The sequence below is a fragment of the Pseudomonas sp. GB2N2 genome, from assembly GCF_054897705.1.
Map to the genome: position 1 here is coordinate 203,375 of NZ_CM142701.1, position 26,986 is coordinate 230,360.

The 26,986-nt window shown below is 59.9% G+C and carries 25 protein-coding genes, 4 tRNA genes and 1 pseudogene; 20 read left to right on the forward strand and 10 right to left on the reverse strand.

What is annotated here, in order from left to right; genetic code table 11:
- Positions 1-171: 171 nt before the first annotated feature.
- The 9 genes from ACYZT4_RS00975 to ACYZT4_RS01015 all read left to right on the forward strand — a co-directional run bounded on the left by ACYZT4_RS00975 (position 172) and on the right by ACYZT4_RS01015 (position 8,109).
- A complete protein-coding gene (locus ACYZT4_RS00975; protein ID WP_461984541.1) occupies positions 172-1,197 on the forward strand; it encodes an NAD(P)H-dependent glycerol-3-phosphate dehydrogenase in 1,026 nt (341 codons plus the stop codon).
- A gap of 31 nt (positions 1,198-1,228) precedes the next feature.
- On the forward strand, positions 1,229-1,576 hold the full coding sequence (locus ACYZT4_RS00980) for a DUF4389 domain-containing protein (protein WP_461984543.1): 348 nt from the start codon (positions 1,229-1,231) through the stop codon (positions 1,574-1,576).
- Positions 1,573-2,025 carry a phosphohistidine phosphatase SixA gene (sixA, locus tag ACYZT4_RS00985; RefSeq protein WP_461984546.1) on the forward strand — a complete coding sequence of 151 codons (453 nt, stop codon included), beginning with the start codon at positions 1,573-1,575 and terminating at the stop codon, positions 2,023-2,025. The genes ACYZT4_RS00980 and sixA overlap by 4 nt, the downstream gene beginning before the upstream one ends.
- A 116-nt stretch (positions 2,026-2,141) precedes the next feature.
- The gene (locus tag ACYZT4_RS00990) at positions 2,142-3,809 is read left to right on the forward strand and encodes an AMP-binding protein (protein ID WP_461984548.1); all 1,668 of its coding nucleotides are present in this window, start codon (positions 2,142-2,144) and stop codon (positions 3,807-3,809) included.
- A gap of 26 nt (positions 3,810-3,835) precedes the next feature.
- On the forward strand, positions 3,836-4,279 hold the full coding sequence (locus tag ACYZT4_RS00995; protein WP_461984550.1) for a hotdog fold thioesterase: 444 nt from the start codon (positions 3,836-3,838) through the stop codon (positions 4,277-4,279).
- Positions 4,280-4,379: 100 nt separating this feature from the next.
- On the forward strand, positions 4,380-5,186 hold the full coding sequence (locus ACYZT4_RS01000) for an alpha/beta fold hydrolase (protein WP_461984552.1): 807 nt from the start codon (positions 4,380-4,382) through the stop codon (positions 5,184-5,186).
- Positions 5,183-6,037: an alpha/beta hydrolase gene (locus ACYZT4_RS01005; RefSeq protein WP_461984554.1), complete on the forward strand. Its 855-nt coding sequence runs from the start codon at positions 5,183-5,185 to the stop codon at positions 6,035-6,037. Before ACYZT4_RS01000 ends, ACYZT4_RS01005 begins: the two co-directional genes overlap by 4 nt.
- A 140-nt stretch (positions 6,038-6,177) precedes the next feature.
- Positions 6,178-6,984: a DUF4892 domain-containing protein gene (locus ACYZT4_RS01010; protein WP_461984556.1), complete on the forward strand. Its 807-nt coding sequence runs from the start codon at positions 6,178-6,180 to the stop codon at positions 6,982-6,984.
- 69 nt (positions 6,985-7,053) lie between these two features.
- The gene (locus tag ACYZT4_RS01015) at positions 7,054-8,109 is read left to right on the forward strand and encodes an AI-2E family transporter (RefSeq protein WP_461984558.1); all 1,056 of its coding nucleotides are present in this window, start codon (positions 7,054-7,056) and stop codon (positions 8,107-8,109) included.
- A 69-nt stretch (positions 8,110-8,178) separates the two neighbouring features.
- Here ACYZT4_RS01015 and xopAW read toward each other — a convergent pair whose 3' ends face one another.
- The 3 genes from xopAW to ACYZT4_RS01030 all read right to left on the reverse strand — a co-directional run bounded on the left by xopAW (position 8,179) and on the right by ACYZT4_RS01030 (position 10,671).
- Positions 8,179-8,751 carry a XopAW family type III secretion system calcium-binding effector gene (gene xopAW / locus ACYZT4_RS01020; protein WP_461984560.1) on the reverse strand — a complete coding sequence of 191 codons (573 nt, stop codon included), beginning with the start codon at positions 8,749-8,751 and terminating at the stop codon, positions 8,179-8,181.
- Between the two features lie 112 nt (positions 8,752-8,863).
- Positions 8,864-9,913 carry a sensor histidine kinase gene (locus tag ACYZT4_RS01025; protein ID WP_461984562.1) on the reverse strand — a complete coding sequence of 350 codons (1,050 nt, stop codon included), beginning with the start codon at positions 9,911-9,913 and terminating at the stop codon, positions 8,864-8,866.
- Positions 9,913-10,671: a response regulator gene (locus tag ACYZT4_RS01030; protein WP_461984564.1), complete on the reverse strand. Its 759-nt coding sequence runs from the start codon at positions 10,669-10,671 to the stop codon at positions 9,913-9,915. Before ACYZT4_RS01030 ends, ACYZT4_RS01025 begins: the two co-directional genes overlap by 1 nt.
- A 293-nt stretch (positions 10,672-10,964) precedes the next feature.
- Between ACYZT4_RS01030 and pyrF the strand changes: the two genes are divergently transcribed.
- Positions 10,965-11,663 (forward strand): orotidine-5'-phosphate decarboxylase, encoded by a 699-nt coding sequence (gene pyrF / locus ACYZT4_RS01035; RefSeq protein WP_461988497.1) that lies wholly within the window; start codon positions 10,965-10,967, stop codon positions 11,661-11,663.
- Between the two features lie 75 nt (positions 11,664-11,738).
- Here pyrF and ACYZT4_RS01040 read toward each other — a convergent pair whose 3' ends face one another.
- The gene (locus ACYZT4_RS01040) at positions 11,739-12,743 is read right to left on the reverse strand and encodes an NADP-dependent oxidoreductase (RefSeq protein ID WP_461984566.1); all 1,005 of its coding nucleotides are present in this window, start codon (positions 12,741-12,743) and stop codon (positions 11,739-11,741) included.
- 246 nt (positions 12,744-12,989) lie between these two features.
- On the opposite strand from ACYZT4_RS01040, the gene ACYZT4_RS01045 reads away from it, so the two are divergent.
- The 4 genes and pseudogenes from ACYZT4_RS01045 (at position 12,990) to ACYZT4_RS01060 (ending at position 17,372) form a co-directional block, all read left to right on the forward strand.
- Positions 12,990-13,751 (forward strand): SDR family oxidoreductase, encoded by a 762-nt coding sequence (locus ACYZT4_RS01045; RefSeq protein ID WP_461984568.1) that lies wholly within the window; start codon positions 12,990-12,992, stop codon positions 13,749-13,751.
- A 174-nt stretch (positions 13,752-13,925) separates the two neighbouring features.
- On the forward strand, positions 13,926-15,299 hold the full coding sequence (locus tag ACYZT4_RS01050) for an aminotransferase-like domain-containing protein (protein ID WP_461984570.1): 1,374 nt from the start codon (positions 13,926-13,928) through the stop codon (positions 15,297-15,299).
- A gap of 264 nt (positions 15,300-15,563) precedes the next feature.
- Positions 15,564-16,463: pseudogene (locus ACYZT4_RS01055) on the forward strand (methyl-accepting chemotaxis protein); the annotation flags it as partial.
- A 204-nt stretch (positions 16,464-16,667) separates the two neighbouring features.
- Complete coding sequence (locus ACYZT4_RS01060; protein WP_461988499.1) at positions 16,668-17,372, forward strand: methyl-accepting chemotaxis protein; 705 nt, start codon at positions 16,668-16,670, stop codon at positions 17,370-17,372.
- A gap of 211 nt (positions 17,373-17,583) precedes the next feature.
- Here ACYZT4_RS01060 and ACYZT4_RS01065 read toward each other — a convergent pair whose 3' ends face one another.
- On the reverse strand, positions 17,584-18,354 hold the full coding sequence (locus ACYZT4_RS01065) for a hypothetical protein (protein ID WP_461984571.1): 771 nt from the start codon (positions 18,352-18,354) through the stop codon (positions 17,584-17,586).
- 393 nt (positions 18,355-18,747) lie between these two features.
- Between ACYZT4_RS01065 and ACYZT4_RS01070 the strand changes: the two genes are divergently transcribed.
- The 5 genes from ACYZT4_RS01070 to ACYZT4_RS01090 all read left to right on the forward strand — a co-directional run bounded on the left by ACYZT4_RS01070 (position 18,748) and on the right by ACYZT4_RS01090 (position 20,717).
- Positions 18,748-18,823: transfer RNA gene (locus tag ACYZT4_RS01070), tRNA-Glu, on the forward strand.
- A gap of 2 nt (positions 18,824-18,825) precedes the next feature.
- Positions 18,826-18,901: transfer RNA gene (locus tag ACYZT4_RS01075), tRNA-Gly, on the forward strand.
- A 104-nt stretch (positions 18,902-19,005) separates the two neighbouring features.
- Positions 19,006-19,081, forward strand: a tRNA-Glu gene (locus ACYZT4_RS01080).
- A gap of 3 nt (positions 19,082-19,084) precedes the next feature.
- A tRNA-Gly gene (locus tag ACYZT4_RS01085) sits at positions 19,085-19,160 on the forward strand.
- Positions 19,161-19,355: 195 nt separating this feature from the next.
- On the forward strand, positions 19,356-20,717 hold the full coding sequence (locus ACYZT4_RS01090) for an MATE family efflux transporter (protein ID WP_461984573.1): 1,362 nt from the start codon (positions 19,356-19,358) through the stop codon (positions 20,715-20,717).
- A gap of 44 nt (positions 20,718-20,761) precedes the next feature.
- Here ACYZT4_RS01090 and ACYZT4_RS01095 read toward each other — a convergent pair whose 3' ends face one another.
- The 3 genes from ACYZT4_RS01095 to ACYZT4_RS01105 are packed head-to-tail and all read right to left on the reverse strand — an operon-like array spanning position 20,762 to position 22,859.
- A complete protein-coding gene (locus ACYZT4_RS01095; RefSeq protein ID WP_461984575.1) occupies positions 20,762-21,403 on the reverse strand; it encodes a LysE family translocator in 642 nt (213 codons plus the stop codon).
- Position 21,404: 1 nt separating this feature from the next.
- The gene (locus ACYZT4_RS01100; RefSeq protein WP_461984576.1) at positions 21,405-22,175 is read right to left on the reverse strand and encodes a 2OG-Fe(II) oxygenase; all 771 of its coding nucleotides are present in this window, start codon (positions 22,173-22,175) and stop codon (positions 21,405-21,407) included.
- Positions 22,176-22,232: 57 nt separating this feature from the next.
- A complete protein-coding gene (locus tag ACYZT4_RS01105) occupies positions 22,233-22,859 on the reverse strand; it encodes an alanyl-tRNA editing protein (RefSeq protein WP_461984578.1) in 627 nt (208 codons plus the stop codon).
- Positions 22,860-22,949: 90 nt separating this feature from the next.
- On the opposite strand from ACYZT4_RS01105, the gene ACYZT4_RS01110 reads away from it, so the two are divergent.
- On the forward strand, positions 22,950-23,948 hold the full coding sequence (locus ACYZT4_RS01110; protein ID WP_461984580.1) for a LysR family transcriptional regulator: 999 nt from the start codon (positions 22,950-22,952) through the stop codon (positions 23,946-23,948).
- A 97-nt stretch (positions 23,949-24,045) separates the two neighbouring features.
- Here the strand turns inward: ACYZT4_RS01110 and ACYZT4_RS01115 are convergent, their stop codons facing one another.
- Together ACYZT4_RS01115 and ACYZT4_RS01120 are read right to left on the reverse strand one after the other, a co-directional pair.
- Entirely contained in the window at positions 24,046-24,453 is a 408-nt protein-coding gene (locus tag ACYZT4_RS01115) for a PA2817 family protein (protein WP_027924016.1), read from the reverse strand.
- Positions 24,454-24,527: 74 nt separating this feature from the next.
- On the reverse strand, positions 24,528-26,975 hold the full coding sequence (locus tag ACYZT4_RS01120) for an acyl-CoA dehydrogenase (RefSeq protein ID WP_461984582.1): 2,448 nt from the start codon (positions 26,973-26,975) through the stop codon (positions 24,528-24,530).
- Positions 26,976-26,986 lie beyond the last annotated feature (11 nt).

Here is a 26,986-nt window from a genome sequence, read left to right on the forward strand (position 1 = left end):
GGCGCGCATGTTAACCGAGCCGGTCGACTTTTCCAGTCACGATGGCCGCATTTTCCTCGGATTTATTGGTCTTCTTCGTACAAGTGCCGGTAATTGATGCGGGGACTGGCCGCCACTGGGCCGCTCCGTATAATGCCGACATCGCCACTGGTATGGATTAACGGATTGCATATGACTGAACAGCGCCCGATTGCAGTACTGGGAGGCGGAAGTTTTGGTACCGCCGTCGCTAATCTGCTGGCCGAGAACGGGCATCAGGTCCGGCAGTGGATGCGTGACCCTGAACAGGCCGAAGCCATTCGGGTCAATCGCGAAAACCCGCGTTACCTCAAAGGCATCAAGATTCTTCCGGGAGTGGAAGCGGTTACCGACCTTCAAGCCACACTGGAGGCTTGCGACCTGTGCTTCGTAGCGCTGCCGTCCAGCGCGCTGCGTTCGGTGCTGGTCCCGCACGCCGAACGGTTGAGCGGCAAACTGCTGGTCAGCCTGACCAAAGGCATCGAAGCTCACACCTTTAAACTGATGAGCGAAATCCTCGAAGAGATCGCCCCGCAAGCGCGCATCGGCGTGTTGTCCGGGCCGAACCTGGCCCGTGAAATCGCCGAGCACGCACTGACCGCCACCGTGGTCGCCAGCGAAGACGATGAACTCTGCCAACGGGTCCAGGAAGCGCTGCACGGTCGCACTTTTCGCGTGTACGCCAGCGCCGACCGCTTCGGCGTGGAGTTGGGCGGGGCGTTGAAAAACGTCTACGCGATCATCGCCGGCATGGCGGTGGCGTTGGGCATGGGCGAGAACACCAAGAGCATGCTGATCACCCGGGCACTTGCGGAAATGACCCGCTTCGCGGTTAACCAAGGCGCCAACCCGATGACCTTCCTCGGACTCGCGGGCGTGGGTGATTTGATCGTGACCTGCTCGTCGCCGAAAAGCCGTAACTACCAGGTCGGGTTCGCCCTCGGTCAGGGCTTGAGCCTGGAAGACGCGGTGACACGCCTGGGCGAAGTCGCTGAGGGCGTGAACACCCTGAAAGTGCTCAAGGCCAAGGCTCAGGAAGTTGGCGTTTACATGCCGCTGGTCGCCGGGCTGCACGCGATTCTGTTCGAAGGGCGCACGCTGAATCAGGTCATCGAGTTGTTGATGCGCGGCGAACCGAAGACCGACGTCGATTTTATTTCCACCAGCGGTTTCAACTGATCACGCTTTCAATCAAGGCAGGCAATTGCACATGAACGATCCGAAAACAGAAGCCACGTACGAATCCATCCTGCTGCGGGTGTTGTGGATGATTGTGTTCTTGCTGGTCTGGCAAGTGGCGCAGTTCATTCTCGGCGCCGTGGTGCTGGTGCAACTGGTCTATCGTTTGTTCTATGGCGCACCGAGCGCCAGCCTGATGAATGTCGGCGATAGCCTGAGTCAGTTCCTGGCTCAAATCGGTCGTTTCGGCACGTTTCACAGTGACCAGAAACCCTGGCCGTTCGCCGACTGGCCGACGCCGCGTACGCCGGAAGGTGAAGCGCCACACGTGGTCGCACCTGCTCCGCATCCGGCCCGAGATGAGGAACCCAAGCTATGAAACTCTGGGTATTGCGCCACGGTGAGGCCGAGCCCTACGGTTCGCGTCCAGACTCCGAACGGGCACTGACCGTCCATGGTCGGGAAGAAGCGCTGCGCAGCGCGGCCGAGCTGATCGGCCAGCCGATTACCGCGATCTACGCCAGTCCGTACCTGCGGGCTCAGCAGACGGCCGAACTGGTGCGTGAAGCGCTGGGTTTTCAGCCTGACATCCGCACCGTCGAGTGGCTCACGCCCGACAACCGCCCGCAAGCGGTGGCGGAGCAATTGGTGTCGGTGGATTACGCGTTGCTGGTCAGCCACAACCCGTTGGTAGGTAATCTGCTGGGCTACCTTCAACACGGACACGTGCAAGAGCCAGAAGCGGTGAAAACCGCCGGCCTTGCCGAGCTGGAAGGCGATCTGCCGCTGGCGGGGGCGATGAAACTCAACGGCATCAAGCACCCGTAGCGCCACGGAACCCAGTGGGTGGCGGCGTTTGCTGATTTTTTGCAATGAAATAGTCAACCAAGCAATCGCTTGGTTGACTACGCTTGCTCCAGACCAAAAACAAAGGAGCGAGTCGCATGCCTGCCGCTTTTCGTTTGCCGCTGGACGTCTTCTACGAGCGTGAAGCCCGTCACCCGCGCCAGCGTTTTCTGGTGCAGCCCATCGGTGGCGGCCAGGTCGAAACTCTGACCTGGGAAGACGTTGGCCATCAGGCACGCTGCGCGGCTCATTGGCTCCGCGCCCGGGAATTACCACAAGGCAGCCACATCGCCCTGATCTCGAAAAACTGCGCACACTGGATCATCGCCGACCTGGCGATATGGATGGCCGGCCACGTTTCAGTACCCTTGTACCCCAACCTCACCGCCGAGTCCGTCGCGCAAGTGCTCGAACACTCCGAAGCGGCGCTGGCGTTCATCGGCAAGCTCGATGACTGGCACGGCATGTCCCGCGGGCTCGATCCCGATCTGCCGACCATCAGCTTGCCGCTGCATCCGTCAGGCAGCTTCAATTTCAGCTGGGCCGACCTGCAAGCGAGCTCGCCGATTCAGGACAACCCGAAACCCGCTGCCGATCAATTGGCGACCATCATTTACACCTCCGGCACCACCGGCATGCCCAAAGGCGTGATGCACAGCTTTGCCAATCTGGGATTTGCCACGACACGGGGCACGCAGTTGTTCGGGCTCAATGAATCGGACCGGCTGCTGTCGTACTTGCCGCTGTGCCACGTCGCCGAGCGAATGTTCGTTGAGCTGGCGTCGATCTACACCGGGCAAACCGTGTTTTTTGCCGAGAGCCTCGATACCTTCCTCACGGATTTGCAGCGTGCGCGGCCGACGGCGATGTTCGGCGTGCCGCGCATCTGGACCAAGTTCCAGATGGGCGTCTACAGCAAGATTCCGGCAAAACGCCTGGAATTTCTGCTCGGCTTGCCCTTCATCGGCAAGCGGGTAGGGCACAAAGTGCTCGCCGGTCTTGGACTGGACGCCTTGCGCGTCGCGCTATCCGGTGCCGCACCGGTGCCGCAGACGTTGCTGCGCTGGTATCAAAAGCTCGGACTGGACGTGCTCGAGGTGTATGGCATGACCGAAAGCTGCGGTTATTCCCACATCGGTCGGCCCGGCGATAACAAGCCCGGCTGGATCGGCAGGCCGTGCCCGGAAGTGGAAGTGCGGATTGCCGAGTCGGGCGAGGTGATGGTGCGCAGTGGCGCAACCATGCTCGGCTATTTCAAGGAGCCCGAGAAAACCGCCGACACGATTACCGAGGACGGCTTCCTGCGCACGGGTGACAAAGGCGAGCAAGACGCCCAAGGCAATCTGCGCCTGACTGGACGGCTGAAGGAAATCTTCAAGACCAGCAAAGGCAAATACGTGGCCCCGGCGCCGATCGAAAATCGCTTGGCGGTGCATTCGCGGATCGAACAGGTGTGCGTGGTCGGCGATGGTCTGAGCGCGCCGCTGGGGTTGTGCGTGCTCTCGGCGGTCGGTCAGCAGGACGCCGGCGGAGCTGCGCGCGCCGGTCTGCATTCGAGCCTGGAAAAACTCCTCGAAGAGGTCAACGGCGCGCTTGATAAACATGAGCGCCTGCGCCGGCTGGTGGTGGTCAAGGACAGCTGGGCCGTGGAAAACGGTTTCCTGACGCCGACCCTGAAGATCAAGCGCAACGTCATCGAAGCGGCTTACGGTGCCCGGTTCGAAGAATGGAGCGAGCGCAGTGAAGCGGTGCTGTGGCAGGATTGAGTCAAAACCAATAAAGGATGTCTGCAATGAGTCTGTGGCGCACCACTCCCAACATCAAGCAATTGAACGCCATCCAGAAAAACACCATTGGCGCGGTGCTGGATATCCGCTTCGAAACCTTCGATGAAGAATCGTTGACCGCGAGCATGGTCATCGACCACCGCACGCACCAGCCGTATGGTTTGCTGCACGGCGGTGCCTCGGTGGTGCTGGCGGAAAGCGTCGGCTCCATGGCCAGCTATTTGTGTATTGATGCCAGCAAATTTTACTGCGTGGGGCTTGAGATCAACGCCAACCATTTGCGTGGCTTGCGCAGTGGTCGGGTGACGGCGGTGGCCAAGGCGATTCACATAGGACGCACCACGCATGTCTGGGATATCCGGCTGACCAGCGACGAAGGCAAGGCCAGTTGCGTGTCGCGGCTGACCATGGCGGTGGTGCCGCTCGGAGAAAATCCGCCCACCCGTTGACGCTGACCGGACTGCCATCATTCATGGCAGTTACGGTCATTGCTGCGGGACGCGGTCTTACGGACAATCAACGCCTGATCTCGCTTATGGATTTGCCGGTATGTCGCAGCAGATATTTTTCGCCCACGCCAATGGATTTCCCTCGGGGACCTACGGCAAGTTGTTCGCGGCGTTGGCCCCTGAGTATCAGGTCGCCCATTTGCAGCAGCACGCCCATGACCCGCGTTTTCCGGCGGACGACAACTGGAACAACCTGGTGGACGAGTTGATTCATCACCTCAAGCAGCAGGCGGAACCGGTGTGGGGCGTTGGTCATTCGTTCGGAGGTGTGCTGCACCTGCATGCCGCATTGCGTTGCCCCGAGTTGTATCGCGGCGTGGTGATGCTCGATTCGCCGGTGCTGACCCGCGCCGATCAATGGCTGATTCGCGCCGCCAAGCGCTTCGGTTTTATCGACCGCCTGACGCCGGCCGGCCGTACGCTGGGGCGTCGGGAAGAATTCGCCGATATCGAAAGCGCCCGCCGCTATTTCGCCGGTAAAACCTTGTTTCGCAGCTTTGATCCGGAATGTTTTGACGCTTACCTGCAACACGGCTTGCATCAGGTCGGCGACACCTTGCGCCTGAGTTTCGATCCCGCTACGGAAATCAGCATCTACCGTGGCGTACCCCACACCAGTCCGGGCCGGGCGCGGCAGTTGAAAGTGCCACTGGCGGTGGTGCGCGGACGCAAGAGTCGCGTGGTGATGCGGCATCACACCAGTTCTGTCGGGCGTATGCCATTAGGCGAGTCCCTGAGCATGCCCGGGGGGCACATGTTTCCCCTGGAACGTCCCCAGGACACGGCCACGCTGTTGAAAAACCTCTTCAGCCGCTGGGACGCTCGCCACCAGCAGGATTGTGCATGAGCCATGCCGTCGAGGAAGTCCGCCTGAGCCTGCCGCATATCGAGCTGGCCGCGCACCTGTTTGGTCCCGAAGACGGTTTGCCGGTGATTGCCTTGCACGGCTGGCTGGACAACGCCAACAGCTTTGCCCGGTTGGCGCCGAAGCTCAAGGGTCTGCGCATCATTGCGCTGGACATGGCCGGCCACGGTCATTCCGGGCATCGGCCGCCGGGCGCCGTCTACGCGATGTGGGACTACGCCCATGACGTACTGCAAGTCGCCGAGCAGTTGGGCCTGAAACGTTTTGCGCTGATGGGGCACTCCATGGGCGCGATCGCCTCGCTGATAATCGCCGGCTCAATGCCGGAGCGAGTCACTCATCTGGCCTTGATCGACGGCATCATTCCTCCTACCGGCAAAGGCGAGAATGCCGCCGAGCGCATGGGCATGGCCCTGCAAGCGCAGCTGAATCTGCGGGAGAAACGCAAACCGGTCTACAACACCCTCGATCGTGCCATCGAAGCACGGATGAAAGGCCTGGTGGCGGTCAGTCGCGAGGCCGCTGAATTGTTGGCCCAGCGTGGCTTGATGCCGGTGCCGGGCGGTTACACCTGGCGTACCGACAACCGCCTGACGCTGCCATCGCCGCTGCGTCTTACAACCGAACAGGCCATGGCCTTCGTCCAGCGTGTCAGTTGCCCCGCGCTACTGGTCGTCGCGGCCGATGGCATGCTCGCCAAACACCCCGAGTTGCTGGAGCGTCTACCCTTTAGCCGTGAACAGCTGCCTGGCGGTCATCATTTGCACCTGAATGACGAACCCGGTGCCGATCTTGTCGCAGACTGTTTCAATCGGTTCTTCGCCGTTCCTTGACTTGCGCCGGGCAACTGTCGAGGCTGGGCGGGTTGAAAAAGGGAGACAACCATGATCGAGCTCTATACCGCTGCGACCCCGAATGGCCACCCGGTCTCTATCGTGGGTGTTCAGGCCATGATGATCCGATGAGCCTGACCATGCGTTCACTCAGTCTGCTGACGCTGTGCTGTTTCAGTCCTCTATCGTTCGCCGCCGACGTGCCGGGCAGTCAGGACCTGTCGATCGTGCCGCGCATCACCGATGCACAGATCGTCGACTATCGCCCGGCCGCGGAGCTCGAACGCATTTATCCGCTGGGCTCCATCCGCAAGATCAGCGGCCAGTTGCGCTTCGACGGTCAGGTCAGCGCCCGAGGCCAAACCACTTCTGTGACGTATGAGTTGCCACCGGAGCATGCCTCCACCGAAGCGTTTACCGTCGCTCGCGAAGCGCTGCAGAAGCAGGGTGCGCAGTTGCTGTTCTGGTGCCAGGCCCGGGATTGTGGTGAAAGCAGCCTGTGGGCCAATGAGGTATTTGGCAACGCCAAACTCTATGGCGCCGACGATCAACAGGCGTACCTGCTGCTGCGATTGGCGGCTCCGCAGGACAACACCCTGGTGGCGCTTTACAGCATCACGCGGGGCAACCGAAAAGCCTATCTGCACGTCGAACAGTTTGACGCGGTCGCGCCGCTGGGTGATTTGCTGCCGACTTCCGCAACCTTGTTGCGAGAGCTGAAAAGCACCGGTGAACTCGACTTCCCTAAATTGACCGATGCGCCCGACGACACATGGCTGCGCTTGCTGTCGCGCGGGTTGAACCTCGACACGACCTTGCGGGTAAGCGTTTCCGGCGCGAATGCCGAAGCCTGGCGCCAGGGTTTGGTGGCGCAGGGCGTGCGAGCGGCGCGCATGGAAACAAGCAGCGTCGAAGGCTCTGGCCTGCACATCGAACTGTTGCGATAAGCTGTATCAGGCGAATGCGCTGATCGCGTTCGCCGACTCTTTTGCGGACTGACTTTTTTCGAGACTCGGATGATCAATAACGATCGGCTGTTGGTGCAAATCCTGCTCCTGGTGCTGTTTGGCGCGAGCTTCTGGGTGATGGCGCCGTTCTGGTCGGCATTGTTCTGGGGCGCGGTGCTGGCGTTTGCCAGTTGGCCGCTGATGCGTTTGCTGACACGCGGGCTTAACGGTCGAGAATCCCTGGCGGCGGCGTTACTGACGCTGGGATGGATGTTGCTGGTGGCGGTGCCGCTGGTGTGGCTCGGGTTCAACCTCGCGGACCACGTGCGCGATGCCACGGCGTTCATCAAGGATGTGCAAATGGATGGCCTGCCTGAAGCCCCGACGTGGCTGGGCAGCATTCCGCTGGTGGGCGAGCGCCTCGTCGGCATCTGGAACAGCATTGATGAGCAGGGCGCGGCGATGATGCTGGCGATCAAACCCTATCTGGGTCAGGTCGGTAACTGGTTGCTGGCGCGCAGTGCGCAGATTGGCGGCGGCATTCTCGAGCTGACACTGAGCATTGTGTTCGTGTTCTTTTTCTACCGGGACGGTCCGCGCCTGGCGGCGTTTGTCCACAGCCTGCTGCAGCGCTTGATCGGCGATCGCGCCGGTTATTACATCCAACTGGTAGCGGGTACGGTGCAACGGGTGGTGAACGGCGTGATCGGGACGGCGGCCGCCCAGGCCGTTCTCGCGTTGATCGGGTTCCTGATAGCCGGGGTGCCCGGGGCGCTGGTCCTTGGCATCGTCACCTTCCTGCTCAGCCTGATTCCCATGGGACCGCCGCTGGTGTGGATTCCAGCCACGGCCTGGCTGGCCTGGAAAGGCGAGTACGGCATGGCCGTGTTCCTCGGGATCTGGGGCACGTTCATCATCAGTGGCGTCGACAACGTGCTCAAACCTTACTTGATCAGTCGCGGCGGGAATCTGCCATTGGTGATCGTACTGTTGGGGGTGTTTGGCGGGTTGATTGCGTTTGGGTTCATCGGTTTGTTTATCGGGCCGACACTGCTGGCCGTGGCGTATAGCCTGTTGACCGACTGGAGCAAGAGCCAGGCGCGGGTGGAAGATCGGCGGCCTTGAATTTCCGGCGCCGACCCCTGTAGGCGCCTGCTTGCTGGCGCCATCGCCAGCAAGCAGGCACCTACAAAATCAGCTTGTGACGTTCAGGTACTTGCCGACTGTCGCCACCTTGTCGAGCGAATACTGCTTGCTCAGGTTGGCGATCATCTTGTTCAACGCTTCGGAAGCCGTGGACTGATCGGTGGAACTGTCGCTGTCAAGTATCTTGAACAGCGCGGCACTGGTGTCGGTGCTGGTTGATGAGGTGCTGCTGGCCTGCAGCGCGCTACTCAGTTCATCGCTGCTGATGGCCCCGTCGCCGTCGGTGTCCAGCGCGCTGATCAGCGAGTCGGCCAATTCGGTAGTTGGTGCCTGATCATGCGGTGGTGGCGGAGGTGCCATCGCCGCCATTTCTTCGCTGCTCAGGCTGCCGCTGTCGTCACTGTCCAGATTGGCAAAATTTTTGCTCAGACTGACCAGCAGCCCGTCATCGGACTTCTGTGACAGAGCGCTTTTAAGTTCGTCCTGATCCACCGAACCGTCGCTGTTGGTGTCAAGCTTGGCGAGCAGTTCTTTCTGGAATTGCTGGCTGCGGGCAGTGCTGGTGCTGGCGGTGCTGGCGGTGCTGTTATAGCTCGAGTAGTTGCTGACGCTACCGATCATTGGGCTCACTCCCTGGAATGGAAAACCGGCGTGTGTACCGGCTTATCCAGCCTCCGGGAGCCAGTTGTCGTGGGTATGTGAGGTTTGTACCGTTCGGTATACATCCCGTGGTTCAGGTTCGGGGCAAATGGATCACGGCCGTCAAACCACCACCGGGCGTTTCTTCCAGGCTCAATTGCCCCCCCAGCCGTCCGGCCGCTTCCCGGGCAATGGTCATGCCAAGCCCCACACCACCGGAGTTGCGATTGCGCGAGCCTTCCAGGCGAAAGAACGGTTCAAACACGGCTTCACGTTTATCCGCCGCAATCCCTGGCCCGTGGTCGATCACCCGGATCACCAGATGTTCGCGATTGTCTTCGAGCACGATTCGCGCCTGTCCGGCGTAGCGCAGGGCGTTATCCAGCAAGTTGTTGATGCAGGATCGCAGGGCCATCGGCTGTACTTGCAACGGTGCGCAGTGGCCGCTGGCCTGGACATCAGCGCCCTGATCCTGAGCGTTTTCACTCAGCGACTCGACCAGCGCCTGCACGTCCATCCATTGCGGCGCCTCGCTGGTGCGCTGCTCATGCAAGTAGGTGAGGGTGGCGTCGAGCATGCTGATCATGTCGTCCAGGTCCTGGCGCATCTGACCTTGCAGCTTGTGATCGTCGATCTGTTCCAGCCGCAGCTTGAGCCGTGACAGCGGTGTGCGCAGGTCATGGGACACCGCGCCGAGCATCCGCGAACGTTGCTGCATTTGTTCGATGATGCGTTTTTGCATCAGGTTGAAGGTGTTGGCCGCTTGCCGAGCTTCCCGTGGACCGGATTCATCCAGCGGCGGGCTGTCGAGGTTCTCGCTCAGGCGTTCAGCGGCGTCACTGAGTCGCTGGATCGGCCGGCTTAGCAGCTTGGCGCCGTACCAGGCGGCAATGATCAGCGAAATCAGCTGGAAGGTCAGCGGCACCAACGGTCCACCGAACCAGGGTCGCGGCGGCCGCCTTTCGAAGCGCGGGTCTACCGGCGGGCCTTGTTCGTCGAAGCCTTCGGAGAACTCGGGTGGTGGTGGGGGAGGTGGCGGTCCGTAATGATGGAACCAGGCAAACGCCAGCAGGTGCGCCAGGATAATCGCTACCAGCAGCACGCCAAACAGGCGGCCGAACAGCGTATCGAAGCGCGCACGCATCAGCCGATTTCTCGGGCATCGAACAGGTAACCCTCACCGCGCACGGTCTTGATCAACTGCGGGGCTTTCGGGTCGTCGCCGAGTTTCTGGCGCAGGCGCGAGACCAGTAAATCGATGCTGCGATCAAAGGCTTCGATCGAGCGACCGCGCGCAGCGTCCAGCAGTTGTTCGCGGCTGAGTACCCGGCGCGGGCGTTCGATAAACACCCAGAGCAGACGGAATTCGGCGTTGGACAACGGCACGACCAGGCCATCTGCCGCAATCAGCTGGCGCAATACGCTGTTCAAACGCCAATTGTCGAAGCGAATATTCGCACGCTGTTCGGTGCGGTCGTCGCGCACTCGCCGCAGAATGGTCTGTATCCGCGCAACGAGCTCCCGCGGCTCGAAGGGCTTGGCCATGTAATCGTCGGCGCCGAGTTCCAGGCCGATGATCCGGTCGGTAGGTTCGCAGCGGGCGGTGAGCATCAGGATCGGGATGTCCGATTCGGCGCGCAACCAGCGGCACAGCGACAGACCGTCTTCGCCGGGCAGCATCAGGTCGAGCACCACCACGTCGAAATGCTCCAATTGCAGCGCCTGGCGCATGGCGGCGCCATCGGTGACGCCGCTGGCGTGGATGTTGAACCGGGCCAGGTAATCGATCATTAGTTCGCGGATCGGGACGTCATCGTCGACGATCAGCGCGCGAATGCTCCAGCGCTTGTCATCGCCGGGCGCTTTTTGATCATCGTTCGAGAGTGCTTGGGTGCTGTGCATGCGTGCGTTCATCTGCCAGGTAGGCTGCCAACCACAAAGATAGGCTGCGAGGTTGTGGCTTCAGCATAGGCGACCGGCCCGAAGGCGGGAAGTGCTGTAAGGACGTGTTGCGGCTGCCGAGGGTAGCGGGGAAGGGTGTTGCAGGCGTGTCATGAATGTATGGGTCTCGACACAATGGACGAAAGGACTAGTCTTGGCTGAGCGCCGACGACAAATTACCGATCATCGGGTCCCGCAGCCGCGCTGGTTCCGCTACAATGCGCGCCGATTTCGTCCTGCCTGAGAGCCCGCACATGTCCGTCTGCCAGACTCCTATCATCGTCGCCCTGGATTTCCCCACCCGTGACGCCGCATTGAAGCTGGCCGACCAGTTGGACCCGACACTGTGCCGGGTCAAAGTCGGCAAGGAACTGTTCACCAGCTGCGCGGCGGAAATCGTCGGCACCCTGCGCGACAAGGGTTTCGAAGTGTTCCTCGACCTCAAGTTTCACGACATCCCCAACACCACCGCCATGGCGGTAAAAGCCGCGGCAGAGATGGGCGTGTGGATGGTCAACGTGCATTGCTCCGGCGGTCTGCGCATGATGGCGGCTTGCCGTGACGTGCTCGATCAGCGCAGCGGGCCGAAGCCGTTGTTGATCGGCGTGACCGTGTTGACGAGCATGGAGCGCGAAGACCTGGCCGGCATCGGTCTGGACATCGAGCCTCAGGAGCAGGTGCTGCGCCTGGCGGCACTGGCGGAAAAAGCCGGGATGGACGGTCTGGTGTGCTCGGCGCTGGAAGCCCAGGCCTTGAAGTCGGCGCACCCGTCGCTGCAACTGGTGACCCCTGGGATTCGCCCGGCGGGCAGCGCCCAGGACGATCAGCGTCGCATCCTGACCCCGCGTCAGGCGCTGGATGCCGGCTCCGACTATCTGGTCATCGGTCGCCCGATCAGCCAGGCGGCAGATCCGGCCCAGGCATTGGCGGCCGTCGTGGCCGAAATCGCTTAACCAGACACTGAAAATCAAATGTGGAAGCGGGCTTGCTCGCTCCCACATTGGTTTTGCGGTGATTTCCGGGCCGGGTTAAACCTTCAACACCAACTTCCCGAAATTCTCGCCGCTGAACAACTTCATCAGCGTCTCCGGGAATGTCTCCAATCCATCAACGATGTCTTCCTTGCTCTTTAGCTGTCCCTTGGCCATCCACCCGGCCATTTCCTGCCCGGCAGCGGCAAATTGCGCCGCGTAGTCCATCACCACAAAGCCTTCCATCCGCGCCCGGTTCACCAGCAACGACAGATAATTGGCTGGACCCTTGACGGCTTCCTTGTTGTTGTACTGGCTGATGGCGCCGCAAATCACTACCCGTGCTTTCAGGTTCAGACGGCTCAGCACCGCGTCGAGGATATCGCCGCCGACGTTGTCGAAATACACGTCGACGCCCTTCGGGCATTCACGCTTGAGGCCGGCGTGGACGTCTTCGCTCTTGTAATCGATGGCCCCGTCAAAACCCAATTCGTCGATGAGGAACTTGCACTTGTCCGCACCGCCCGCGATGCCGATCACGCGGCACCCTTTGATCTTGGCAATCTGCCCGGCAATGCTGCCGACCGCACCCGCCGCGCCGGACAGCACCACGGTGTCGCCTTCCTTCGGTGCGCCGACATCAAGCAGGGCGAAGTAGGCGGTCATCCCTGTCATGCCCAGCGCTGACAGATAACGCGGCAGCGGTGCCAGTTTCGGATCGACCTTGTAGAAGCCTCGCGGCTCACCGAGGAAATAATCCTGCACGCCCAAGGCACCATTGACGTAGTCCCCGACCGCAAATCCTTCATTGTTCGACGCGACAACTTTGCCTACACCCAATGCCCGCATGACGTCGCCGATGCCGACCGGCGGGATGTAGGACTTGCCCTCGTTCATCCAGCCACGCATGGCCGGGTCAAGGGACAGGTATTCGTTTTTGACCAGGATCTGACCCTTGGCCGGTTCGCCGACCGGTACTTCCTGATAGGTGAAAGTCTCGCGGGTCGCTGCGCCCACCGGACGTTTGGCGAGCAGGAACTGGCGATTGGTCTGGGAAGTCATGACAGGCACTCAAGATGAATGAAGTCTTGTTGATAGACCTTCAGGGTCGATGCCGCAAGTCTGGCTGATATGGCGAATGCAGCCTGATCCAGTGCAGTGATAATTACACGGTAGGTTCTATCACTGCCACGGATGGGCGCTTAACCGGCCTTCTGATAGTGCTGCCGTGCGGGTTATGCCTGTGGCTAGACTGGGTGCACGCGAACCCCCGCATTCATCTCTCCATTCTCTCCAAGGACAACAATAATGAGCATGACGTTTTCCGGCCAGGTCGCCGTCGTAACGGGCGCCGCCAATGGTATCGGTCGCGCAACCGCCCAGGCGTTTGCGGCCGAAGGATTGAAAGTGGTGGTGGCCGACATGGACACGGCCGGCGGCGAGGGCACCGTGGCGTTGATTCGCACGGTAGGCGGCGAAGCAACCTTCGTGCGCTGCAATGTCACGCTGGAAAGCGATGTAAAAAATCTGATGGACGAAGTGGTGAACACCTACGGCCGTCTCGACTACGCCTTCAACAACGCCGGCATCGAGATCGAAAAAGGCAAACTGGCTGACGGCACGATCGACGAGTTCGACGCGATCATGGGCGTCAACGTCAAGGGCGTCTGGCTGTGCATGAAATATCAGTTGCCGCTGTTGCTGGCCCAAGGTGGCGGCGCGATCGTCAACACCGCATCGGTCGCCGGCCTCGGCGCGGCGCCGAAGATGAGTATTTACGCGGCGTCGAAACACGCGGTGATCGGCCTGACCAAGTCGGCAGCAATCGAATACGCCAAGAAGAAAATCCGCGTGAATGCAGTGTGCCCCGCGGTCATCGACACCGACATGTTCCGTCGTGCCTACGAGGCCGACCCGAAGAAGGGCGAGTTCGCCAACGCCATGCACCCGGTGGGCCGCATTGGCAAGGTCGAGGAAATCGCCAGTGCCGTGCTGTATCTGTGCAGCGACGGTGCTGCGTTTACTACCGGTCATTCGCTGGCGGTGGATGGCGGTGTTACTGCGTTTTAAACCACGCCAATTTAAGAAAAGACCCGCATTGCGCGGGTTTTTTTTGCTTCGTGGAAGGGCTGCCAATGTGTTTCAAACGGTTAGAACCTTGAGTTTTGACGGCGTTGTCGCACAGCCCGGTGCACGCGCCTGTGATTAACTGCTTCCGTCAAACGAACAGGAGTTTGCTTGCTCATGGAATTGAGAATCGATAGACAGGCCTTGGTGCCGGTCGTACAGCAAATCGTCGACGCGCTGGCGTGCTGGCTGCGTCAGGACGACATCGTGCCGGGGACGCGTTTGCCTTCTGCGCGGAAAATTGCGCGGACTAATTTGCTCAGCCACTCAAGCGTCGTTGAAGCGTGCGACCGGCTGGTAGCGCAAGGGGTGTTAGCCTCGCGTCATGGTGCCGGGTTCATGGTGGCTCCTCCAGCGCGGGTCGCAGCGGATTCGCCTTGGTGCGAGGATGCGCAGCCCGTCAATGCGACAGGGGCGTTGAAGCTGGGGGGGGGCGGGCTTCCGGAAAGTTGGCGCGAGACGGATGATCTGTCTTACGCGATCCGGGAAGTCAGCCGCACCGACATGGCTGGCCTGTTCAACTACAGCACGCCACTGGGGTTGCCTGTTCTGCGCCAACAAATCAACAAACGCTTGAGCCTGCTTGATATCGCCACTGAAGAAAACCGGATCATGACGACAGCCGGGGCGAGTCAGGGGCTTGATCTGATCGTGCGTACCTTGCTCCGGCCGGGTGATTGCGTCGTGGTCGAAAGCCCCGGTTATCCCTTGCTGTTCGAGTTGCTCAGGCTGCAGGGTATCTCGATGCTCGAAGTGCCACGCACGCCGCGCGGGCCTGACGTCGAGGTGCTTGAGGCTCTGTTTGAAAAGAAGCCCCGGGCATTTTTCATCAACAGCTTCTATCACAACCCGACGGGCAGCAACCTGGCGGCGGCAGTGGCGCAGCGGGTCCTGCAACTGGCAAAAAAACATGGTGTGCTGGTGGTTGAAGACGACGTCTACGCCGATTTGCACAGTGGCCCTGGGGCGCGGCTCGCCGCCCTCGATGCCGATGACAACGTGATCTACGTTGGCAGCTTTTCTAAAACCCTCAGCAGTTCACTGCGGGTCGGCTTTGTCGTGGCCGGTGCCGAGATTATTGCGCGCCTGGCCGAGGCCAAGAGAATCAGCAGTCTGGGCGCTTCAGGGTTTTGCGAAGCGGTGCTGGCCCGCCTGCTTGCCAGCGGTGCTTATCGCAAATCGGTGCTGCGTCTGCGTCAGCGATTGCGGCACGATCGAGAGGCGGCACTGCAAGTGTTGGAAGACGCCGAATGGGAGGTTTTCGGCAAGCCTGCTGGCGGTTTGTTCATCTGGGCACGCTCGCCCAAGGCCGACTACGCTCACGTGCGGACACAGGCACGACGCTTCGGTGTCCTGCTGTCCTGCACGACGGCATTCAGCCCCGTCAGCGATGCGAGTAACTGGCAGCGTATCAATGTGGCTTGTGCCTGTGATCCGCGAGCGCGGGCATTTTTTCAAGCCACCGCCCGGGATCGACCTCAATCGTTCTGAAAACGACGCGAGCGTAGCTTTTTGCCATTATTCCGACGCCAGAGACTTGTGCTGACACAGGCCCGTTGCGAATCTGCGTCAACAGACTATGTCAGGGGACTAAGTGCAATGATTTCGGCCGTGCAAGGACGTTTTGCCAACCTCGGTATGGCAAAAAAACTGGGTGTCGGGTTCGTCCTGGTACTGTTATTGACAGCACTCGTGGCAGCCATCGGCGTATGGTCCCTGCAAACCATCAGCCATCGGTTCGACGGGCTCAAACAGATGTCGTCGCTCAACAGCGGATTGATCAAGGTGCGTCTGCTTGAACAGGAATACGCCTTGCACGGCAACCCGAAAACCGTCACTGCATTGCACGAGGGCGTCGATGGTCTGGTCGCCCTGGCAAATCAGCTCAAAGCGCAATCGCCGGCCAACGTGTCCGTGATGAACGACGTCGAACAGTCGTTGGGGGCTTACCGTAAAGCCTTCGACGAGTTCGTCTCGCTGAGCCAGGCCAAGGACCTGGCGTTGGAAATGGCCAGTTGGTCGGTCTCCAGCGTGGCCAATAACCTTGACGTGCTGCAGGCCGGGCTCGCGGACGATGGCGCTTATACCCTGAAGGAGTCCGAAGGCAAGGACGGTTCCCAGTTCCTCGAACAAGCCAGCCAGGTCAGCCAGGTTTCGCGGCTGATGCTGCAAGCCATGAACGAAGCACGCGTGCGCCTGGACCAGAGCCGCAAGGGCGACGACAGTGCCGGGCAAGGCAAGATCGAACAGGCTGATCAGGCGCTGACTCAGGCCGATCAACTCAAGACCACGGTCAAGGATGAGGGCTACCTGACGGTCCTGAATGAAGTCGTTGGGCACATTGGCGGTTTCAGTGAAAAACTGGCGGAGTACACCGGGCTGCTGGCCCAGGAAAAGACCGTTTATGAACAATTGCATCAGCGTGCCGCACAGGTAGTGGAGCGGGTGGACCAGGCCTACGTTGCCGAAGATCAGTCGATGCAGGCCGAGCTGAAGAAAAATTCGTTGCTGATTATCGGTTCGTCGGCCTTGGCGTTGTTGGTCGGGTTGATCGCGTCCTGGGTGATCACCCGATTGATCGTCGGCCCCCTGCGCAGCGTGATTCGTGTCGCTCAGCAGATCGCCGCGGGTGATTTGAGTGCGACGGTTGCGGTGACCCGTCGTGATGAGATCGGCCAGTTGATGCAGGCCATGCAGCAGATGGGCGCTGGACTCAGCAGCATTGTCAGTGGTTTGCAGGCGGGCATCGAGCAGTTGGCCAGTTCAGCGCATTCGCTGTCGGCGGTGACCGAACAGACCAATCTTGAGGTCAGCAGTCAGAAGGAAGAAACCGAGCAGGTGGCGACGGCGATGAATCAGATGACCGCCACCGTGCACGACGTTGCGCGGAACGCCGAAGAAGCTGCACAGGCCGCGCAAACCGCGGATGGCAAGGTCGAAGGTGGTCAGGCGGTCGTGCGCCAGAGCATGGCGCGGATCGAGCAACTGGCGGATTCGGCGGCATCGGCCAGTTCCAGCATCGAAAGTCTGAGTGCGGAAATCCAGAATATCGGCACGGTGCTCAGCGTGATCAAGAGTGTGGCCGAGCAGACCAACCTGTTGGCGCTCAACGCGGCCATCGAAGCTGCCCGGGCTGGCGAGCAGGGCAGGGGCTTTGCGGTGGTCGCCGATGAGGTGCGGGCCTTGGCCAAGCGCACCCAGCAATCGACGGAGGAAATCGAGCGGTTGGTCAGCGCTTTACGTGCGGCCGCACAGTCGTCGGTGCAGCAGATTCAGAGCAGTGGCGAGTTGGTGAAGCTGGCGGTCAGTGATGCGCTGCAGACCGAGAGCGCCTTGGGCAGCATTGCGGCTGCAGTGTCGTTGATTCAGCAGATGAACCAGCAGATTGCGGCGGCTGCCGAGCAGCAGAGTTCCGTGGCTGAGGAGATCAACCGCAGTGTCACCAGTATTCGCGCGAGTGCGGATCAGTCTTCGTTGGCGATGCAGGGGAATGCGGCTTCAAGTATCGAGCTGGCGCAGTTGGGGGCTGAGCTGAAGGGGATGGTTGGGCATTTTCGGCTCTGATATGTCGTCGAGGGAGACATCTCCCTCGCTGCGTAACGGCCGCTTCGCTCGATCTCGTGGTTTGGTGAGTGTACGCCGATCTGCTTTTGTAGGAGCCTGCTTGCGGCGATGGCGGCCTGACGGCCGATCAATCTCTGCCGGATGCATTCGCTGAAAAACTAAACGCAAAAAAAACCACCTATTCAGGTGGCTCTTTTTCTGTCTGATCCGATCAGTCGTAAATCACTCGCTTCTTCCAGTCCGCATCCGCCTCAACTACTTTGAGGCCTACGTTCAACTGGTTCGCTTCACTTTCAACCGAGGCAATGTTGTCCATGACTTGGGCGTTGGCGCGTACGAGGAGTTTTTCCAGGTATTCGAGCTGTTCGGCGTAGACCTGTGGTTCCTGTTGTTTGCGCAGGTATTGCACGCCGCGTTCGAATGCAAGTCGGGCCTGGCCTGGCTGGTTCTGTTGCAGATATTGCTGGCCGAGGTTGTTGAAGAATTCGATGTGCAGCAGGACCAGAATGTGGCGAACTTCGCGGATCCAGCGTTTGGCTTCGGTGGTCGGCAGGAAGCCGTCCTGCGCGGCGCGGGTGATCTGACCATGCAGCGCTTCGAGGAGGAAACGTACGTCCTTGGCTTTGGCTTCGGTCTGGATCGGTGCTGGCGGGTTGTTGATCGGGAGCGATTCGCCTTGGCCCACCAGGGTCTCCAGCTCGGTAATCCGCACCCTGAGGTTGGCGCTGGATTTTTCCAGGTTAAGCAGGCGCTTGCAGACGTTCAGCTCCAGGCGGGTCAACAGCAACTTGAGGGCCGGTGTCATCAGCTGGCCAGGAAAAGTCTCGGTGATTTCGCCGCAGCGGCGCAGGCGGTCGTTGAGCTCAACCTTGGTGCGGGCTCTTTCCAGTTTATTGTTTTCCACCACATGGTTCATGTACCCAATGGCGATCAATAGTGCGATCCCGGCTACGACTAGCAGGGTGATCATGAGTGGTGTCACCGGTAAGACCTCTTTATGGGGTTCGCAATGGAATTCGCGTGCGAGTGTAGTGGCTTGGCCTGGGGGCGCATAGGGCCGCTCGACGGGATGGATCGGACATCCATATATCTGTATCGACCGCAAACCGGCTTATATAAGTAAATGTGTGCGAGATACACATTGCCATCATTGGTGACATGGCTGGACTATAACGTCTTGGCGGGTGCCAGAATATAGGCGCCGAACTCCGGGCAGCCGAAAAGCTCGATTGGCCGCCAAAAGCAGGGCGAAGTCATTGATTTAAATAAATTTATATCTGGGGGTTGACGACCCCTCAATCCATCCATAGAATGCGCGCCACTTACAGCGTAAAGCACACAGCGAAACGCAGTAGGAAGTGAATGTTGTACGTGTGTCCCCTTCGTCTAGTGGCCTAGGACACCGCCCTTTCACGGCGGTAACAGGGGTTCGAGTCCCCTAGGGGACGCCAATGCGGGAATAGCTCAGTTGGTAGAGCACGACCTTGCCAAGGTCGGGGTCGCGAGTTCGAGTCTCGTTTCCCGCTCCAATTTTAAACAGTATTGCTCTCGGGCAGTGCTGAGTGAAACCAGAGCCACGTCTTCGGATGCGGATCTGGGCATCGAAACACACACCATGTGTTCCGGTTAGCGTGTCCCCTTCGTCTAGTGGCCTAGGACACCGCCCTTTCACGGCGGTAACAGGGGTTCGAGTCCCCTAGGGGACGCCATTTGCGGGAATAGCTCAGTTGGTAGAGCACGACCTTGCCAAGGTCGGGGTCGCGAGTTCGAGTCTCGTTTCCCGCTCCAAATTCACAAAAACGCCGCTCATTGAGCGGCGTTTTTGTTTGTCCATTTTGTTGGCTTTCTGCCCTGTTACAAATTTCCTACGGCGAAAAAGTGAAATCCGGAACCGTCTGACATCCGCGACATGAGAATTCTGGGATAACGACAAGCGAGTTGGCCGTGTGGCCGCACTTGTTCGACCCTCAGGATCTCTCCTACATGTCACATAAATCCCCGCCCCTCGGTGCGCTCTCCGAAATTCGGGCGACTGCTTTTTTGGCGCTGCCTCTGGTCGTCGGTCATGTCTGCGCCGGGTTGATAGCCTTTGTGGATAACCTGATCGCCGGCAATCACGGCACTGACACACTGGCCGCCGTGACTCTGGGTACCGCGTTGTTATGGCTACCCATGCTGGTGCCGATTGGAACATTGATTGCCCTTACTGCTTCGGTCGCCCGTTTGCACGGTGCAGGTCGGCTCGACGAGATCGCGCCGATTTTTCGCCAGGCCTTGTGGCTTGCTTTGTTTATGGGCCTTTTCATGTTCGGCTTCCTCAGTCTTGCACCTGCGCTACTCGCACCCGCCGGAATCGCCGAGGAAATGATTCCCGGGGCCCAGGCGTTTCTGTTTGCCGTGCGCTGGGGCAGTCCGGCGTTGACCCTGTTTTTTGGCATGCGCTATCTGTGCGAAGGCATGCACTGGATGCGTCCGACCATGATTTTCAGTTTTGGCGGCTTGCTGATATTGGCTCCCTTGGGTTATGCGCTGACCAACGGCAAGTGGGGCTTTCCCGAGTTGGGCGCGCAAGGCCTGGGCATCGCCTCGGCCATCATGATGTGGCTTCAAGCAGCGCTTTTTGCGCTCTACCTCTGGCGAAGCACGCGCATGGCGCATCTGAATCTGTTCGCCCGTTTCGATCCGCCCCGGCGAGAAGGCATCGTCGATCTGCTCAAGAGCGGTATGCCCATCGGCATTGCCATTTTGATGCAGGGCAGTCTGTTCATTGTCACCTCATTACTGATCGGCCGGCTGGGCTCGACGTTTCTTGCGGCGCATCAGATTGCGGTCAACCTGGCTCAGTTGTGTTTCATGGTCCCGGTCGCGGTGGCTGAAGCGACGACCGTTCGGGTAGGGCATGCGCTCGGGCGCGGAGATTTCAGAGGTGTCCGGCAGGCTGCCTGGGCAGGATGTGTGATCGTCCTGGCAGCGCAAAGTGTCTCGGTGACGATCTTGCTGCTGGGAAATGTAGCGATTGCCAATCTCTACAGCTCGGACGTCGCGGTCACCGCGCTGGCCTCGACGCTTCTGGTTTACGCTGCGGCATTACAGTTTCCGGATGGACTGCAAATGCTGTCGGCCGGTGCGCTGCGTGGTCTGCAAGACACAAAAGTGCCGATGTGGCTGGCGGTCTTTTGCTATTGGGGCGTCGGAGTGCCGCTCGGAGTCGGGCTTGCGTTTGGACTGGAATGGGGGCCGCAAGGGGTCTGGCTAGGGTTGATTGCGGCGTTGACGCTGGCAACGGCTTTGATGGGTGGGCGATTTGTTCATAGCAGTCGGGTCAAACTGGCAGTCAGTCATTGAACAAGAAATGGCCCGCCCCTGCAGATCGGCGGGCCATTTGCGTACTACCAGGACAGAATCAGTCGTCCGGCAAACAGGATCAGAACGACCCCCATTGTCCGTTCAAACCAGTGTCCCATCCGCATAAACAGCACCCGAACCCTGCTGCTGGAGAAGAACAGCGCGACGATGACAAACCAGAGCGCATTGACGAAACACATCCACACGCCGTAAAGCGCTTGAGTGCCGAGCGGCGTGGTGGCGCTGATGAGCGTGGTGAAGATGGCTAGGAAAAATAGCGTGGCCTTGGGGTTGGTGGCATTCGTCAGAAAGCCGGTGGTGAACGCCTTCAACCGCGTTTGCTTGATCAGCGGTTCATCAGGGTGTTTTTCACCCTCTAGAAACGATTTCGGCTGACTGCGTAACAGACTGACGCCGAGGTACAGAATGTAGGCGCCCCCCACGACCTTGGCGACCGTCAGCATCCAGGGCGTGGTGTGCATCAACGCGCCGACACCGAGCAAGGTGTAAATCACATGCACGGAAATGCCCGCACCGATACCCAGCGCCGTGCAGATTCCCACCCCTCGACCGAACCGCACGCTTTGGCGGATGGTCACCGCGAAGTCCGGTCCGGGCGCGACCACGGCCAGAAAGTGAATGGTCGCCAATGCCAGAAACTCGCCGAGGTCATTCGTAAATTGCATCTCAACTCCAGAACGTAAGGGGCGAAGCATTGCCGCGATAGCCGACAAAAAATGAAAGGCTCAGACGTGGGTCTGCCACACCCGGTGTGACCGCGTGCATATAGCGCGAATTGAACATGATGAAATCCCCCGGCTCGGGACGGACTTCCAGGACGGGCGTGCCGAGCAACGCCGGATCGATGCCGTAACTGTCGCCGCGCATCTCATCGAACTGGTCCGGGGAAATGTCGTGATCCCACATCTGCAATGCGCCCCCTACGGACGGCATGTTCAGGTACACATTGCAGGCGAATTGCGCGTCGAGGCTCTTGGCCTGGTAACTGTCTGGAGCGTCCTTGGCAAAAATGTCGTGGTGCGCCAGGAAGCACACACCAGGCTTCACTACGCGAGACAACCCGACGTACATTTTGCGACCGTAAAGGTTTTCCAGGTGCGCACCCGCCGGCCAGGATTCATCGAGCATGCAGCGCAGCGTGTCGACCGGTGACGAGTAGGGCGCGCAGCGATTGCGCAATTCCGCAATGTTGCGAGTGGCGCGTTCGAAATAATCCTCGATCAGCAGAGGCTGATTTTCCGCTTCATAGAACGCCATGCCGATACGGCCGATGCTTGGCGCATTGATATAGCCTTCGAAGCCGGGCGCGAGAATCCTGTCGCCAATCTGAATCGCCAGCGGCTGGGGCAGGAAGCCTTTGACGCGGATGGCGAGAACTTCTTCATTGGCCAGTTTTTTTATGCACGTCTCATCGAGACGCTCGACATCAAGCATCATGGCTCGGGTCCATCCATTGGATAGTCAACGGAGCCCGCGGATGCAGGCTCCGTCTAATCACTCCACGCTGTAGTGAACCGACAGCGTTCCTTTTTTCTGCGAAACGGATGTGATCGTGACCGTGCCCAGATCCTTCAGGCTGCGGACATGGGTGCCGCCGCAGCCATAGGCCGGCAACTCACCGAAACCGATTTCCCGGGCGCCTTCGCGCAGCGATATCAGGCGCGGCAGGTCATCGGCAATCCATTGGTCGATGCCTTGCTGAATGGTTGCAGCGTCAACGTCCTGCGCCGAGTCCGCCGGCTTGAACTGCACGCGGCCTTCGCCCGGCCAGTGATGTGCCTTGATCGGCATCCAACCCATGGCTTGTACAAAATGTCCGATCAAATGACCGGCGGAATGCATCCGCGTATTGAACTGGCGCCGTGGCTCATCGACGCGAATCGCGGTCATGCCGAGAGGCACCGGGCGGTCGACGAAATGAATGATCCGGTCCGGGTCCTGGACTACGCGCATTACCTGGCTTTCGCCAATCCAGCCGGTATCAAAGGGCTGTCCGCCGCCCTGGGGATGAAACAGTGTGGCGCGCAGCACCACGGCGAATTCGTTCTCATGGGGCGTGCAATCCAGGACTTCCACGTTAGCCTTGAGATCGTCGCTATGGAAAAACAGGCGAAGCGTCATATCCCATGCCCTAAATAAAGTTTCTGTTTTCATTATATGAAGGGCGGTATTGCGTGATAATCCGTCCAAACATCAAAGGACTGTTGCGCTGTGAGCATAAATCTCCCGTTGCCGTTGCTCGGTGAAATGGCGATTTTCGTCAAGGTTGTCGAGACCGGCAGCTTCTCCGAAGCTGCGCGTCAGTTGGGCTCCTCCCCTTCGGCGGTCAGTCGCAGCATTTCGCGTCTGGAGAAAGCGCTTGCCACTCGCCTGCTGCAACGCACCACGCGCAAGCTGCGGTTGAGCGACGGCGGCGAGGAGGTCTTCAAGCGTTGTCAGGAGATGGTCAGCGCGGCGAAGTCGGTGATGGAGATCAGTGGCCAGTTCACTGATGAAGCGGAAGGGCTGGTGCGAGTCAGCGTACCCAAAGCGGTCGGGCGATTCGTGATCCATCCGCACATGCCGGAATTTCTGCGGCGTTATCCCAAAGTAGATGTGGAATTGTTACTCGAAGACCGTCAGGTGGATTTGATCGATGACAACGTTGATCTGGCGATCCGTATTACTGACCGTCCCCCGGTCGGGCTGGTGGGACGGCAATTGTTGACCATCGACCATTTACTGTGCGCAACCCCGCAATACCTGGCGCAGCACGGCACGCCGACTCATCCCCACGACTTGCTCAACCACAGTTGCATCTACCTGGGTGAAACGCCGAGTGATGCACGCTGGAAATTCAAGCAAGGCACCAAGGCTGTCACGGTCGGCGTGCGCGGACGTTATGCCGCCAATCACACTGGCGTGCGACTGGGCGCGGTGTTGCAACACATCGGGATTGGCAGTTTGCCGTACTTCACGGCGCGCCACGCGCTGGAACAGGGTTTTATTGTGCAGGTGCTGCCGGACTGGACGTTTCTGGCGTCGTATCACGGCGGGGCGTGGTTGCTGCATTCGCCGACACGGTACATGCCGCCGAAGCTGCGGGTGCTGATTGATTATCTGGTGGAATGCCTGGAGAAGGAGCCGACGTTGAGCAAGCCGGGGAGGCCCGAATCTTTGGGCAACGTGGCGGCGGAATATGAGTTGCCCGAGAGTGATGGATTGCTCTGACATGCTTAAGAAAGGCCCGTTCAAACACCGCATCAATCGGCATAAAAAAAGGCCGGCATGAATAACCATGCGGGCCTTTCGCATTTCCGATCAGGAATCAGTGCTTGCTATCGTCGTTCGACATCGCCAGCAGCTGTTTTTCCTGGTTCCAGTCGAACGGTTCGTCATTCTGTTCAGCTTCAAAGCGACGTTCTTCCAGCGCCTGATACAGATCGATTTCATCATCGGGCATGTAGTGCAGGCAGTCACCGGCGAAGTACCACAGCAGGTCGCGCGGGACCAGGTGGGCAATTTGCGGGTAACGGGTGATCACCTGACACAGGATGTCCTGGCCCAGGTATTGGCTTTCGATCGGGTCTACCGGCAGCAAGGCACGCAATTCATCGAAGCGCTCCAGGAACAAGGCGTGGCTTTCTTCGGGAACCTGTTCGGCCTCACCCACGGCGACCAGGATGCTGCGCAAGTGGTCAAGCAAGACGAGATGATCGGCAACGACGTTGGACACGAGATAAGTCCTCAAGAGCAAAACGGGCGCAGGAGTATAAAGCTCCTGCGCCCTTTTTTACATGGTGGGAGGGATCAGCGGACTTTTCCTTCGGCCAGCTTCAGCGCCTCTTTGTCGAAATCGTCGACGTCGATCACCTCGCGCCGCGCCACTTCCGCCTCCCGGAGGTTGTGCGCTTCCACTGGCTGCAACACCCCTGCCTCCAGCGCGGCATCGATGGCGTTTTCCCCGGCAACCGGTTTGACCTGACCGCTTTTAAGCGCCACATGCAGTTTCTTATGCAGCGGTTGCGCCGCGTTCAACAAGTCGCAAGCGTGTTGCAGGGCACCGACGGCGTCATCCGCCGACTGCGGACGGAAACAGCCACCGAGCAGTTCCTCGAGGGTTGGATCGCCCTTGGCCCGGCCAATCACCGCTGCCACTTCCGCGCCGAGCTTGTCCGATGGTCCTTTGTGGCGACGACCGAACGGAAACACGATGACCCGCAACAGGCAACCCAGCACCTTGCTCGGGAAGTTGGTCAACAGTTCATCCAGCGCACGTTCCGACTGACCAAGGCTTTCTTCCATGGCCCAAGTGAACAACGGCGCCATGTGCTCCGCCGAATCAAGGTCGTGATAGCGCTTGAGCGCGGCTGAGGCGAGGTACATGTTGCTAAGTACATCCCCCAGTCGCGCCGACAGACGTTCGCGACGTTTCAGTTCGCCGCCGAGCAACATCATGCTCAGGTCGGCGAGCATGGCGAACGCGGCAGCCTGACGGTTGAGCGCACGGAAGTAACCCTGGCTGAGCTTGTTGCCCGGCGCCCGTTCGAAGTGCCCGAATCCAAGGTTCAGCACCAACGTGCTGGCGGCGTTGCTCACGGCAAAACCGATGTGCTTGAGCAGCAGGCCATCGAACTCGGTGAGGGCCTGATCCTTGTCCTCACGACCGGCGAGGGCCATTTCCTTGAGAACGAAGGGGTGGCAGCGAATCGCACCCTGGCCGAAGATCATCAGGTTTCGCGAAAGGATGTTCGCGCCTTCGACAGTGATGAAGATTGGCGCGCCATTCCAGCTTCGACCGAGGTAATTTTTCGGCCCCATGATGATCGCCTTGCCGCCGTGCACGTCCATGGCGTGGCTGATGCACTCTCGACCACGTTCGGTGAGGTGATACTTGAGAATCGCCGACAGTACCGAAGGTTTTTCCCCCAGATCCACCGCGTTGGCAGTGAGCATCCGCGCCGCGTCCATCATCCAGGCGTTGCCGCCAATGCGTGCCATGGCTTCCTGAATGCCTTCGAACGCCGACAGCGGCACATTGAACTGATCACGAACCTGCGCGTATTGGCCAGTGACGAGGCTGGTGAATTTCGCGGCGCCGGTGCCCACGGCTGGCAGGGAGATCGAACGCCCGACCGACAGGCAGTTCATCAGCATCATCCAGCCTTTGCCGAGCATGGCTGGGCCGCCGATGAGGAACTCTAGCGGAATGAACACGTCCTTGCCGGAGTTCGGACCGTTCATGAAGGCAGCGCCCAGAGGCAGGTGACGCCGGCCGATTTCAACGCCGGCGGTGTCTGTCGGGATCAATGCGAGGCTGATGCCGAGGTCTTCTTCGTCACCCAGCAAATGATCCGGGTCATAGGCTTTGAACGCCAGGCCGAGGAGGGTGGCGACGGGACCGAGGGTGATGTAGCGTTTTTCCCAGTTCAGGCGCAGGCCGAGGGTTTCCTTGCCTTCCCATTGCCCTTTGCAGATTACCCCGGTGTCGGGCATCGAGCCTGCGTCGGAGCCGGCCAGTGGTCCGGTCAACGCAAAGCACGGAATGTCATCTCCGCGGGCCAGTCGTGGCAGGTAATGGTTGCGTTGTTCGTCGGTGCCGTAATGCAGCAGCAGTTCGGCCGGGCCGAGGGAGTTGGGGACCATCACGGTGGAGGCGAGGTCGCCGCTGCGGGTCGCCAGTTTCATCGCCACCTGAGAGTGGGCGTAGGCGGAAAAGCCCTTGCCGCCGAATTCCTTGGGAATAATCAGGGCGAAGAAGCCGTTTTCCTTGATGTGCGACCAGGCTTCGGCAGGCAGGTCCATGTCCTGGCCGATCTGCCAGTCAGTGACCATCGCGCACAGCTCATCGGTCGGGCCATCGATGAAGGCCTGTTCCTCTTCGGTCAATTGAGCTTTTGGGTACGACAGCAGTTTGTCCCAGTCCGGACGCCCGCTGAACAGTTCACCGTCCCACCACACTGTGCCGGCGTCGATGGCATCGCGTTCGGTTTCCGACATTGGCGGCAGGGTTTTCTGGAACCAGTTGAACAGCGGCGCGCTGAAGTATTTACGGCGCAGGTCGGGCAGCAACAAAGGCGCCGCGACGGCTGCGATCAGCACCCACAGCACCAGCACCAACCAGCCCGGCGCGAGGCTGAAGGCGCCCATCGCCACCACGTAAACAGCAACGATGCACAGAGCGGGCAGGGGGGCGATACGGCGGTGGGCTAAATACGCAATCCCGACAACCAGAACCAGTATCCACAACAGCAGCATATTTAATCCTC